At 69.9% G+C, this 12137-nt stretch carries 10 protein-coding genes; 3 read left to right on the forward strand and 7 right to left on the reverse strand.

The features are described from left to right. Positions 1-55 precede the first annotated feature (55 nt). Positions 56-1249: an esterase-like activity of phytase family protein gene (locus ACIHFD_RS15045; protein ID WP_397367364.1), complete on the forward strand. Its 1194-nt coding sequence runs from the start codon at positions 56-58 to the stop codon at positions 1247-1249. A 38-nt stretch (positions 1250-1287) separates the two neighbouring features. Here the strand turns inward: ACIHFD_RS15045 and ACIHFD_RS15050 are convergent, their stop codons facing one another. From ACIHFD_RS15050 to ACIHFD_RS15080, 7 genes are all read right to left on the reverse strand, one after another. Next, positions 1288-2532, reverse strand: a complete 1245-nt coding sequence (locus tag ACIHFD_RS15050) for an ROK family protein (protein WP_397367365.1) — start codon at positions 2530-2532, stop codon at positions 1288-1290. Next, a complete protein-coding gene (locus ACIHFD_RS15055) occupies positions 2529-3374 on the reverse strand; it encodes a PmoA family protein (protein WP_355200123.1) in 846 nt (281 codons plus the stop codon). The genes ACIHFD_RS15050 and ACIHFD_RS15055 overlap by 4 nt, the downstream gene beginning before the upstream one ends. A gap of 178 nt (positions 3375-3552) precedes the next feature. Then, entirely contained in the window at positions 3553-4950 is a 1398-nt protein-coding gene (locus ACIHFD_RS15060) for a Gfo/Idh/MocA family protein (RefSeq protein WP_397367366.1), read from the reverse strand. Positions 4951-4975: 25 nt separating this feature from the next. Then, positions 4976-5839, reverse strand: a complete 864-nt coding sequence (locus ACIHFD_RS15065) for a carbohydrate ABC transporter permease (RefSeq protein WP_397367367.1) — start codon at positions 5837-5839, stop codon at positions 4976-4978. After that, positions 5829-6785 (reverse strand): carbohydrate ABC transporter permease, encoded by a 957-nt coding sequence (locus tag ACIHFD_RS15070; RefSeq protein ID WP_397367368.1) that lies wholly within the window; start codon positions 6783-6785, stop codon positions 5829-5831. Before ACIHFD_RS15070 ends, ACIHFD_RS15065 begins: the two co-directional genes overlap by 11 nt. Then, positions 6782-8062 (reverse strand): ABC transporter substrate-binding protein, encoded by a 1281-nt coding sequence (locus ACIHFD_RS15075; protein ID WP_397367369.1) that lies wholly within the window; start codon positions 8060-8062, stop codon positions 6782-6784. Before ACIHFD_RS15075 ends, ACIHFD_RS15070 begins: the two co-directional genes overlap by 4 nt. 246 nt (positions 8063-8308) lie before the next feature. Further along, a complete protein-coding gene (locus tag ACIHFD_RS15080; RefSeq protein WP_397367370.1) occupies positions 8309-10258 on the reverse strand; it encodes a S8 family peptidase in 1950 nt (649 codons plus the stop codon). A 353-nt stretch (positions 10259-10611) separates the two neighbouring features. Here ACIHFD_RS15080 and ACIHFD_RS15085 point away from each other — a divergent pair, with 353 nt between their 5' ends. Further along, complete coding sequence (locus ACIHFD_RS15085) at positions 10612-11493, forward strand: LLM class F420-dependent oxidoreductase (RefSeq protein ID WP_397367371.1); 882 nt, start codon at positions 10612-10614, stop codon at positions 11491-11493. Positions 11494-11564: 71 nt separating this feature from the next. Beyond that, positions 11565-12038, forward strand: a complete 474-nt coding sequence (locus tag ACIHFD_RS15090; RefSeq protein ID WP_397367372.1) for a hypothetical protein — start codon at positions 11565-11567, stop codon at positions 12036-12038. The last annotated feature ends 99 nt before the right edge of the window (positions 12039-12137 follow it).

A 12137-nucleotide genomic window follows, 5' to 3' on the forward strand; every position in this document is an offset into this window, starting at 1 on the left:
CGGCATGCACGTTTTGTTAGGAAACGCGTCATTTGCACCCTCTACCGTGCCGGGCATGAAACGCATCTCCCTGGCGGTAGGCGCCGCCGCGCTGGCCGTGGGCATCGCCGCGACCGGCCCCGCGTCCTACGCCACCGCTGCCGCCACGCCGGACGGCGCGGCCCGGGCCACGCTGACCGGGTTCGCCTCGCTCCCCGCGCAGACCTTCGTGCCCGGCAGCGAGCCGTCCGGCTCCCAAATCGGTACGGCTCCGATCAACGGGGTGACCCCGCCCTTCTCCGGCCAGCCGGTTCAGGGGTTCAGCGGCATCGTCCGGCGCGGCGACGGCACGTTCGACGTGCTGTCCGACAACGGGTACGGGAACAAGGCCAACAGCGCCGACTTCCTCCTGCGCGTCCACCGCATCAAGCCGGACTTCCGCGCGGGCACCGTGAACGTGCTCGGCGGGTTCAACCTGTCCGACCCGCAAGGCCGGGTGTCCTGGCCGCTGACCAGGGCCGACCGCAAGCTCACCGGCGCCGACTTCGACGTGGAGTCGATCGTGCGGGCCGATGACGGCACGTACTGGATCGGCGACGAGTTCGGCCCGTTCCTGCTGCACTTTTCCGCGCGGGGCACGCTGCTGGAGGCGCCGATCGAGCTGCCGGGCGTCAAGGCGCCCGAGAACCCCACGCTGAACGGCGCGACCCCCAACCTGGCCGGCAGCAAGGGCTTCGAGGGCATGGCCCGCTCCGCGGACGGGCGGTGGCTGTATCCGCTGCTGGAGGGCACGGTCAACGGTGACCCGGCGGGCACGCTGCGAATGAACGAGTTCGACGTGCGCAAGCGGGCCTACACCGGCAAGCGGTGGACGTACCGGCTGGACAGCCCCGCCAACGCGATCGGCGACGCCATCGCGGTGGACCAGCACCGCTTCCTGATCATCGAGCGGGACAACAACCAGGGCGACGCGGCCGCGCTCAAGCGCGTCTACCTGGCCGACAGCCGCGACCGCGACCACGACGGCGCCATGGACAAGACCCTGGCCGCCGACCTGCTGGACCTGGCCAACCCCAAGGGGCTCGGCGGGTTCGGCGAGACATTCCGCTTCCCGTTCCAGACCATCGAGGACGTCGTCATCCTGGACGACCGCACGCTCGGGATCCTCAACGACAACAACTTCCCGTTCTCGTCGGGACGCACGCCGGGCCAGCCGGACAACGACGAATTCATCACCGTCCGCCTGCCCTGGCGCCTGCACGCCCGCTGACGGGCGAGGGTCTTCCCGGCGGCCCGCCGGGAAGACCTTCAGGCCGAGGTCATGTGGTTTGACTGGCGGGCGAGCCAGGTGGTCGGATGCCGGCGGATCTGGTCGATGGAGGTCAGCGCGGCGCCGATGACGGCGGCGTCGGGGCCCAGCAGGGCGGGCCGGAGCGTGATGGGCGCCCAGGCGGCGGTCAGCACGCGCCGGTCGATCTCGGCTCTGGCGTTCGCGGTGAGCCAGGACGCCAGCAGGGAAAAGCTGCCGCCCAGCAGCACGGTGTCGATGTCGAGGATGTTGAGCATGTCGGCCAGCGCGATGCCCAGCGCGGTGCCGGCCGCGTCGAGGGCGGCGATGGTGGCGGGGTGGCCCGCCTCGGCCCGGCCGGTGGCGGCGGCGTCGGGGGTGGTGCCGGCCGGCGCGGGCTCGTCGCCGAGGACGGCGGACAGGCTGGCGTACGTCTGCAGGCAGCCGCGCGAGCCGCACGGGCAGGCGTTGCCGTCGGGGTAGACCGTCACGTGCCCGAGCTCGCCGCTCCAGCCCCGGGCGCCGCGCATGAGCTGCCCGTCCAGGACGATGCCGGCGCCGATGCCGAGCCCGCCGGAGACGTACACGAAGCTGTCGAGGGTGTTGTCGCTGGCGTAGAGCTCGCCGAGGGCCGCCAGATTGGCCTCGTTGTCCACAGTGATCGGCAGGTCGAGGGGATGGAGGGCGTCGCGCAGCAACGCCTGGGCGTCGACGTCGCGCCAGCCGAGCTCGGGCGCGGACTGCACGGTGCCCGCCTGCACGGGGCCGGGGACGGCGAGCGTGGCGGTCAGGACGGTCAGGTCTTCGGCGGAAGTGGCGTCGATGGCCGCCCGGGCCATGTGAGCCAGCCGCCCGAGCACGTCGGGAGCGCTCCAGCCGGAGTACGTCGCGGGGGTGAAGGCCAGGTGGCGGACGGTGCCGGTGAGGTCGACCACGCAGGCCGCCAGGCCGTCCGCGCGGATGTCGAGCCCGAGCCCGGCCGGCCCCTTCTCGGACAGCGTCAGGCCGACGCGGGGCCGACCCGCGCGTCCGTTGTGCGACAGGCCGGCCTCGGTGATGAGCTTGCCGGCCAGGAGCTCTTCGGCGATGCGGGTGATGGTGGGGCGGGTCAGCCCGGTGACCGAGGCGAGCTCGGTGCGGGAGATGGGGCCGTCGGCGGCGAGGATGTGGCGGAAGACCAGCTCGAGGTTGAGTGTGCGCAGGTTTTCCTGCCGTACGGGTTCTTCGGACTGGCGGGGCCTGCTCGGCCGGACGCGCGCGGTCATGCGGCCGACCGGGCGGTGCCGGCGAGCTCGGCGGCCGTGGCGGCGGTGACGGCACCGTCGATCACCACGGTGACGACGTGCCGGTCGATGCTCTCGCCGGGCGCCAGCACGAGCGGTTCGTCCCAGGCCGGAGACGAGCACACCCCGAGGTAGTCGCGGGCGCGGACGAACCACCTGTCCCGCGCGCCGGCCTCGTCGGCGTGGGTGAAGAGCGTCGTCCAGGGGCGGCCGTCGCGGTCGCGGCCGGTGACGGCGACCCAGTCGGCGTCCTGCCCGTGGACGCGCCGGACGTCGGCGCCGTCCGGGCTGAGCACCTGCGCGGCGCCGTCGAAGGCGGGGCCGCGCCAGAAGACGCCGCCGTAGCCGGCGCCGACCCGGCCCAGCGCCGCCGGGGTGCGCCACGGCAGCGGCCGGTCGGTGGCGTTGGTGAGCCGGGTGTGCACGCTCAGGGACCAGGCGGTCTCGTCCACCGGCCGGCAGGCGATCGAGCGCTGCTCCCGCAGCAGCGTCGCCTGGCGCGGGTCGGCCCATTCGAGGGTGTGGTGCAGCTCGGTGTTCGTGCGGCGCAGCCAGCGCTGGTGGCGCTGGGTGCCGTGGTTGTCCAGCCAGGCCGGGCCGTGACCGGCGACGAAGGTGCGCCCGCCCCAGAAGTTGCACCCGTCGAGGTCGGGGGCGGCCACGCTGATGCCGAACTGGTGGGGGTGCGAGTCGGGCGCCGCGTCGGTGACGGTGACGCCGGCGAGCGTGCGCACGGGATGGAGGTAGGGGCGCGGGGACGCCGACAGCGGCAGGTCGGGCTCCCAGACGTACTCGGCGACGTCCTGCCCGCGCAGCCTCAGCACGGCGACTCCGCGCGGCCGGTCGGTGCGCGCGGGAGGTACGCCGGGAGCGTGCATGGTCGTATCGCCGCCTCTCTGGGCCTCGACGAGGCCGAGGGTCTTTCCCCAGGGTTGAGCGTACGACACTTCCCGGTTCCCCCAGTTTCGAGATCGACGGTGTGCAGGGCGTGCCCCGGTGGGGTCACGCGGGACGGGACGCGGAGGTCAGCGGCAGCCCGAGGTCGTCGAGGCGGACGGCCTTCCCGGTGCGTAACGACTCGTTGCCCGCGACCCCGGTCAGGACGCTCGCGGCGCCGTCGAGGAACCCGGCCTGCCGGCGCAGCGGGTCGCCGGAGGCGCCGCGGAACACCTCGTCGAGCAGCATCGTGTCGCCGCCACCATGCCCGCCACTGGGCCCGCCACTGGGCCCGCCGCCGCCCTCGGGGATCGGCACCTGACGGGCGGGCTCCCAGTGCCGCTGCAGGAGGAGCCGCGCGCCCCGGCGGCGCGGCTGCTCCGGCTCGCCGTCCTGGCCGCCGTCCGCGACGCGGGCGTCCACGGCGGTGGCGGCGGCGATGGCCGCGCTGGTGGCGACGGGCTCGACGTGGGTGCGCTCGACGACGTCGAGCTCGATGCGCCCGCCGGTGCCGTTGATCGCCACGCGATATCCCTCCCAGGGACAGTGCGCGTGCAGCGTGTACGACATCGACGCGCCGCGGCGGTAGCCGACGACGACATTGAGGTTGTCCTCGATCGTGATGCCGTCGGAGAACACGTCGCGGTCGCGGATGTAGCCGTCCAGATGCTCGCCGTCCTGGTAGAGCAGCCGCAGCCGGTCGTCGGCGGCGATGTCGAGCGCGAAGGGGTCGCCCGGCCCGGCGGCGTCCCTGCTGCGCTCGGGGCGCGGCCCGAGCCCCCGCCTGCGGGCGTTGTCCGAGCCGTAGAACCGCAGGCCGCCGCGGGCGTACACGGTCTCCGGCAGGTCGGCGAGCCACCAGTTGACCAGGTCGAAGTGGTGGCTCGCCTTGTGCACCAGCAGGCCGCCGGAGACGGCCTTGTCGCGGTGCCAGCGGCGGAAGTAGTCGGCGCCGTGCACGGTGTCCAGGCACCACTCGAACGTCAGGGAGGTGATCTCGCCGATGGAGCCCTCGGCGATGAGCCGGCGCACCAGCGCGTTCCGGGGCGAGTACCGGTAGTTGTGGGTGAGGATCAGGCCCGCGGCGCCGGCGGCGAGCGCGTCGCGGATCTGCCGCAGACCGGCGACGTCCACGGTCAGCGGCTTCTCCGACACCACGTCCACGCCCTCGCGCAGCGCCTGGCCGATGTAGGCCGCGTGGGTGGCGTCGGGCGAGGTGACGACCACGACGTCCGGCCGCTCCCGGTCGAGCAGGCGGCCGAAGTCGCCGGGGTCGTAGTGCGCCATCCGCAGGTCGGGCCGGGTCTCGCCGACGAGACGGTCGTAGTACGCCATGCGCACCTCGTTGGTGTCGCAGAACGCCACCGGGTGACCGACGTCGGCGTACGGGCCGAGCAGCGCCCCCAGGTACATGCGGGCACGTGAACCGGTGCCGACGAAGGCGTAGCGGCGAGGTCGGGCCATGCGTTTCATCCCCTATTTCAGGCCCCTATTTCAGGCCGGTGGTGGCGATGCCCTTGACCAGGTACTTCTGGCCTGCGATGAAGAACCCGATCACGGGCGCGAGCGACAGGAACGACATGGCGAACATCTGCCCCCACTGCGACTGCCCCTCGGAGTCGATGAACTGCCGCAGGGCCAGCGGCACGGTGTACAGCTCGGAGTCGGTCAGGTAGATCAGCGGGCCGAAGAACTCGTTCCACACCGAGATGAACGTGAAGATCGCCGTGGTGGCGAACGCCGGCATGCACAGCGGCATGATCACCTTCCAGAAGGTGCGGAACGGCCCGCAGCCGTCGATGCGGGCGGCGTCATCGAGCTCCTTGGGCAGCGCGCGCATGAACTGCACCATCAGGAAGATGTAGAACGCGTTGGTGGCCAGGAAGTTGGGCACGAGCAGCGGGTAATAGGTGTTGAGCCAGCCCAGCTTGGCGAAGACGATGTACTGCGGCACCAGGAGCACATGGCCGGGCAGCATCATGGTGCCGAGCATCAGCGTGAAGAACAGCTTGCGGCCGGTGAACTTCAGCCGGGCGAAGCCGTACGCCGCCAGCGAGCAGGACACCAGGTTGCCGACGATGCTCAGCACGACGATCACGAACGAGTTGGCGAGGTAGACGCTGAACGGCTGCTCCAGCGCGGTCCACCCGTCCAGATAGTTGGCCGGGTTCCACTCGGAGGGCCACAGCGACAGGTCGGTGAAGATCAGCCGGTCCGGTTTGAGCGAGCTGGAGATCAGCCACGCCAGCGGGTACATCATGACCGCGCCCACCACGCAGAGCAGCACGTGCTTGGCGTACCGGGAACGGCGGGTCCGGCCCACGCGCTCGACGAAACTTTCCTCAGTTGTCATAGAAGACCCAATACTTCGCGGCCAGGAAGTTGACCGCGGTGAACGCGGCGATGATCACCAGCAGCATCCAGGCCATGGCCGAGGCGTAGCCCATGTTGAACTGCGAGAAGCCCTGCTGGTACAGGTACAGGTTGTAGAAGAGCGTGGAGTTGGCCGGCCCGCCGGTGCCGCCGCTCATGACGAATCCCTGGGTGAAGGTCTGGAACGACGAGATCAGGGACTGGATCAGGTTGAAGAAGATGATCGGGCTCAGCAGCGGCAGCGTGATCGAGCGGAACTGCCGCCACCGCGAGGCCCCGTCGATGGCGGCGGCCTCGTAGTACATGCCCGGGATCTGCCGCAGCCCGGCCAGGAAGATCACCATGGGGGAGCCGAACGTCCAGATGTGCAGGACGATGAGCGTGGTGAGAGCGTAGTCGGGGTCGGTCGTCCAGCCCGGCCCGTCGATGCCGAACCAGCCGAGGAACGCGTTCACGATGCCGTCGAGGCCGAAGATGTAGCGCCACAGCAGGACGATCGCGACGCTCCCGCCGAGCAGGGAGGGCAGGTAGAAGACCGCCCGGTAGACGGACAGGCCCCGGACGCCGCGGTTGAGCAGCATGGCCACGCCCAGCGCCGCCGCCAGCGACAGCGGCACCGACACGAACGTGTAGACGAAGGTGACCTTCAGCGACTGGTGCAGCACGGGGTCGCGGAGCATCTCCGCGAAGTTGTCCAGCCCGATCCACTTCGGCGCGTTGAGCAGGTTGTAGTCGGTGAACGCCAGATACAGCGAGGCGAAGAACGGGATGACCGTGAAGAGCATCCCGATGAACCACGGCAGCAGGAAGAGGTACCCGGCCCGGTCCTGGGGCGGCTTGGCGGGGCGCCCGCGCCGCGGCCCGGCGGACGCCTCCGCTCCGGTGACGGGCCGGTCCAGCACCGGCGCGGCCTTCGACCTGCTCACCCGCCGAGCGCCTTCCTGCCCGCGTCGAGGAACGCCGCGGCGCCCTGCTGCGGCGTCTGCCGCTTGAACTCCACTTCGGCGGCGATCGACTGCAGGCTGGAGGCGATGCTGCTCGACCCCGGCGGGTACGTGTAGGAGCGCGGCAGCTCCTCCTTCTGCAGCCCGATCAGGTAGTCGGTGGCGACCTGGTCGTCCGCCGCCAGGCTCGGCCTGACCTCGGTGGCCACCTTGGTGTTGGCGGGCACGCCGCGGGTCGTGCCGGTCGCTCTGGAGGCGTCCGGGTCGTTGATGAGGAAGTTGAGCAGCTTCAGCGCCTCGGCCGGGTGCTTGGACTTCGCGGCGACCGACCACAGGGCCGGGGTGTCGATCGACTGGCCGCGCCGCTTCTCGGTGGTCTCGCCGGGCATGCGGAGCAGGACGAGGTTGCCTCCGGCGGCGGCGTTGTAGCCCAGGAAGTTGTTGGTGGGGATGATCTGCGACGCGATCGCGCCCTTGGCCAGGTACGACTGCTCGGCGCCGCCTCCCACGTTCTCGAAGAACCCGGCCGGCGGGAACCCGCCGTCGGCCCGCATGGACTGGAACATCTCGAACCAGGCGACGAGGGTGGCCTCGCTGATGCCGAGCTTGCCGTCGGCGGAGTAGAAGTCCTCGCCGCGCTGGCGGGTGAACACGATGAGGTTGGCCAGCGTGTACGCCTCGAAGCCGGTGCCGTACACCTTCTTGCCGCTGGCCTTGCTGATCTCGCGGGCGAAGGTGGCCAGGTCCTGCCAGCTCCAGGTGTTCCCGTCCGGGATCTTCACGCCGTACTTCTCGGTCAGCGTCCTGTTGACGACGAAACCGATGCTGTTCAGGCCGGAGGCGACGCCGAAGTTCTTGTCGCCGACGGCCGCGAGCGCCCGTACGCTCTCGCTCAGCCCGGACAGGTCGACCGCGCCGGCGTGCTGGTTGAGGTCGAGCAGCGCGCCCCGGTCGGCGTACTCGCGCAGGCTGTCCATGCGCATCATCATCAGGTCCGGCGGGTTTCCGGCGGCGAAGCGCGTGGCCAGCTTGTCCTTGTACGGGCCGCTGTCCTGATACTCGGTCTTCACCGTGACGCCGGGATTCTTCTTCTTGAACACCTCCAGCGCGGCCTGCGTCTTCTGCGCCCGGGAGGCGTCGCCCCACCAGACCATGTTCAGCTGGACGCCGCCGCCGCCGGATCCGTCGCCGCCTCCGCCGAAGCCCCGGCCGCACGCCGTCAGGCCGAGACCGAGGCCGGACAGACCGGCCAACTTCACCAGATTCCTTCGGCTTAACGACATCGGGGCCATTCGAGCGGATCGAGGGGTCATCTGGGCGCGGTCCCTTCGAGAGGGCGCCGGCGAGCCGGCGACGAGACGTCCTGGGGGGTAGGGGGAAGGTCACGTTACGTCGGCATTTCGGGTTACGTCAACCCATGAAACAAATAGAGGCAACCGTTTGCACCGTCGTGAAACGACAACGGGGCGGCGGGTTGACCCCGCCGCCCCGTTGCTCGCAGGCCGTTACTTGTTGACGTGTCCGTACAGGAACACGGCGGCCTTCTTCAGCTGGGCGGCGCTCGCCCGGCCGGTGCGGTGCCGCTCCGCGGCGGCGATCGCCTGCTTCAGCGTCGTCTTCCCGGACACCTTGGCCGAGCCGTTGTAGACGCCGTGCGCGTAGTTCAGCCACGCGGCCAGCAGCTCACGGTCCAGCAGCGCCTTGGCGGCCTTGCTCTTGGTGGCCAGGGCCTTGTACGCGGTGGACAGCGTGGTGGCGTCGGTCAGCTCGGGGAAGACCTTGCTGCCGTTCTGCGCGATCGCGAGGTAGCACGACAGCGTCTGGTCGCTCAGCGAGCCCTTCCCGCGCAGCATTTCCTTGGCCCACGCCTTGGCGCTCAGCGGCTTGGTGCCCTTGCCCCGCGTGCAGTCGTCGGGGGTGGGCACCGGCACCGGCTCGGCGTCCGTGCCGGGGTCGGTCGGGCGGTTCGACGGGGTCGGCGCCGCGGTCGGGCTCGGCGACTTCGTCGCGGTGGGAGTCCCCGTGGGCGTCACGGTGGGAGTCACAGTGGGAGTCGCGGTCGGGGTCGGCGTGGGGGTCGGGGTGGCGTCCGGGGTCCACGGCATCGCCCTGGCGACGTCGATCCGCTTGGTGGTGACCGAGGTGCCGCCGCTGGTGTAGGTGATGTTCTTGCCGGTGGCCTTCAGCTTGTCGAGGAGCTGGTCCATGGACAGGTTCGGGTACGCCTGGCGCATCACGGCCAGCGCCCCGGCGACGTGCGGGGCCGCCATCGAGGTGCCGTTCATGGAGCCGTACCCGTTGCCGGGCACCGAGGAGTTGATGCCCATGCCGGGCGCGAAGAAGTCCAGCAGCGGGCCGCGGTTGCCGAACGAGGCCACCGCGTCGTTGTCGTCGGTGGCGCCGACCGCGACCGCCCGGGAGATGCAGGCCGGGCTGGAGACGCCGTCGGTGAAGCCGTTGTTGCCGGAGGCGACGACCGTGGCCACGCCGAACTGCTGCAGCCAGACGATCTCGTCCCGCAGGCCGCCGAAGTCGGGGTCGTCGTCGCAGGGCTTGGTCTGCTTCGGGCCGCCGCCCAGGCTCAGGTTGGCCGCCACGACCTTGTAGGCGGCGTGGACGCTGTCCACGTACTGCAGGGCCAGCTTCTGGTCGGAGGTGTAGCTGAGGAAGCACGGGGCGCTGGTGCCCAGCTCACGGCAGATGGGGCCGTTGAAGCGGGTGAAGACCTGGACGGGCAGGATGCCCGCTTCGGGGGCGACGCCGTCGGATGGAGCGTTCCCGGCCTTCTTGCCCGCCGCGATGCCGGCCACGTGGGTGCCGTGGGCGCACTTGTTCACCCCCTGGACCAGGCACTTGGGGGTCTTGGCGTCGGCGGAGCCGGGGCCGGTCTGGACCGGCAGGCCGTTCGGGCACAGCGACTCGGCCTGGATGGCGGGGTCGTTGTCGACGGTGGAGAAGCAGGCCTCGTTCACGATCCGCCCGGCGAAGAACGGGTGGTCGCGGTCGATGCCGGTGTCGACGATGGCGACGGTGGAGCCCTTGCCGGTCCAGCCCGTCTTGTTGGCCCAGGCGGAGCCGATCAGCTTGGTGCTGACGTCGAGCGAGGGCGCGCTCAGCTCGTCCTCGTAGATGGACTTGATCCGGTCATCGGTCTTGAGTTCGTTGAGCGTGGCCTGGTCCAGGGAGGCGACCAGGAACTCCTTGGAGCTCGTCCGGTCGATGACCTTGGTCTCTTTCGAGGCCTCCTCCGTCTTGTCGGCCACGGCCGCCAGGCTCTCGCCGCCCTTGATCTCGATGATCGCGCGGACCTGGTGGCCGCTCTTCACCTCGACGGTGAGGCTCTTCGCGACGGCGGGGTCGTCCGCGGCCGCCTGCGCGGGCGACGCGGCGGCCAGGGCGCCCGTCATCGTGGTGGCGAGCATGGAGACGCTCGCCAGCAGAGACCGTAGTCTCACTGATCCTCCGGGGGAACGGGCCCGTCTCGTCCGGACGGGGCTGCGTAAGGGGAGCGGGACAGCATCGAGTGCTCAGCCGGCTGCCGGTGTCGAACAAGATCCCCTTTGAGTGCGAGGAACAGGCTAGGAGGTTATGCGGAGGATAAGTAGGAATGAGGTGATTCCGTTATCTGGAAATCTCCGCAGGTCACATGGGTCGGAAGCCGGACGTGTGCCGCATCCGTGAGATAATGCTCTTATCGGAGCCCTCTCGGCCCCGGGCGCAGCCCGGGCGGGAGGGTTTTTTCATGCCCGCCTTCACCACGTGACCCGCGGCGGGCGTCTCCCCCTTCACCCCATCAAGGAGTGCCCCTATGGACCTCGGTCTGACCTGCCCGCGTTTCCTCTGGTCCGGTGGCGACGCCGCGATCGCCGACAAGTTCGCCGCCGTCGCCCGCGGCGCCGACCAGGCGGGGCTGCGCAGCCTCTGGGTGATGGACCACTTCTTCCAGATCCCCAACTTCGGCTCCGCGGAGGACCCGATGCTGGAGGCGTACGGCGCGCTGTCGTATGCCGCCGCCCTCACCAGCCGGGTGAGCCTGGGCGCGCTCGTGACCGGCGCCGTCTACCGCGCGCCCGGCCTGCTGATCAAGCAGGTCAGCACCCTGGACGCGCTCTCCGGCGGTCGTGCCGTCCTCGGCATCGGCGCCGGCTGGTACGAGCCCGAGGCCCGGGGTCTCGGGCTGCCCTTCCCGCCGCTGGCCGAACGGTTCGAGCGGCTCGAGGAGACCCTCCAGATCGCCAGGCAGATGTGGAGCGACCAGGACGGGCCGTACCGGGGCCGGCACTACAGCCTGGAACGTACGCTCAACGCGCCGCAGGCCGACCCGCCCATCCTCATCGGCGGCAGCGGGGAGAAGAAGACCCTCCGCCTCGTCGCCCAGTACGCCGACGCCTGCAATTTCCTGTACGGCGCCGACGTCCGGCACAAGCTCGGCGTCCTGCGCGCCCACTGCGAACGCCTGGGCCGGCCCTACGAGGACATCGAGAAGACCCTCCACATGCGCATCCCCGAGGGCGAGAGCGTCGAGCAGAGCGTCCGGCGCTGCGCCGAACTCGCCGCCCTGGGCATCGACCACGTCATCGTCGCCGTGCCCGACCCCGCCGCCGATTCGTGGCTCACCCACCTGGCCGAACTCGCCGCGCGGATATCCACCATCACGCCATTCGGTCGCAATAGGAGCAATTCCGGCTGAATAACTTTGCGCGATGCGATGAATATCTGGTCCGCGTATTGTGGAATGGTGGTCTTCTGGATACTCGTCTCATGAACGCGCAGGACGTGGCCTTGCTGACCGCGGCGATGAACCTCGGCACACTGGTCTTCGTCGGGCTCCAGACGAGGGCGCTGACGAGGCAGACCAGGCTGGTGGCGGCCAATCTCGAGTACGGCACCCATCAGCGACTCATCGATTATCTCAACGAGATCAACACCATGATCATCGATAATGACCGCGTTCGCGAGATATTCGCGGACATCGATTTCATCGGGGACAGCGTCCGGCGAAATCCGGAAATTTCCGTGCAGAACATCGCCCTCGCCTGGTCAATATTCAACCGCTACGAGGCCGCCCACACCGGCTACCGGCTGGGCGTCATCAAGGACGACGACTGGGAGATCTGGCTGCGCAGGATCAGGAAGGACCTCAAGATCCCCTTCATCCGCACGGTGTGGCTGCAGGACATGCAGAACTTCGACTACCGCAAGGACTTCCGGGACCTGATCAACGACCTCCTGTAGGCGACCCCGGCCGGCTCGACGATGGGAGCAGAACGCCACGTTTGACACCAAAACCTGACAGTCTCCTTCGCGGATTGCGATAGCTTGTGTACGGAATGA

It is taken from the genome of Nonomuraea sp. NPDC051941, assembly GCF_044593615.1.

Coding starts and splice junctions, on each gene's coding strand:
- ACIHFD_RS15045 (WP_397367364.1), top strand. CDS start 56: ATGAAACGCATCTCCCTGGCGGTAGGCGCCGCCGCGCTGGCCGTGGGC.
- ACIHFD_RS15060 (WP_397367366.1), bottom strand. CDS start 4,950: ATGGCCCGACCTCGCCGCTACGCCTTCGTCGGCACCGGTTCACGTGCC.
- ACIHFD_RS15065 (WP_397367367.1), bottom strand. CDS start 5,839: ATGACAACTGAGGAAAGTTTCGTCGAGCGCGTGGGCCGGACCCGCCGT.
- ACIHFD_RS15050 (WP_397367365.1), bottom strand. CDS start 2,532: ATGACCGCGCGCGTCCGGCCGAGCAGGCCCCGCCAGTCCGAAGAACCC.
- ACIHFD_RS15085 (WP_397367371.1), top strand. CDS start 10,612: ATGGACCTCGGTCTGACCTGCCCGCGTTTCCTCTGGTCCGGTGGCGAC.
- ACIHFD_RS15090 (WP_397367372.1), top strand. CDS start 11,565: ATGAACGCGCAGGACGTGGCCTTGCTGACCGCGGCGATGAACCTCGGC.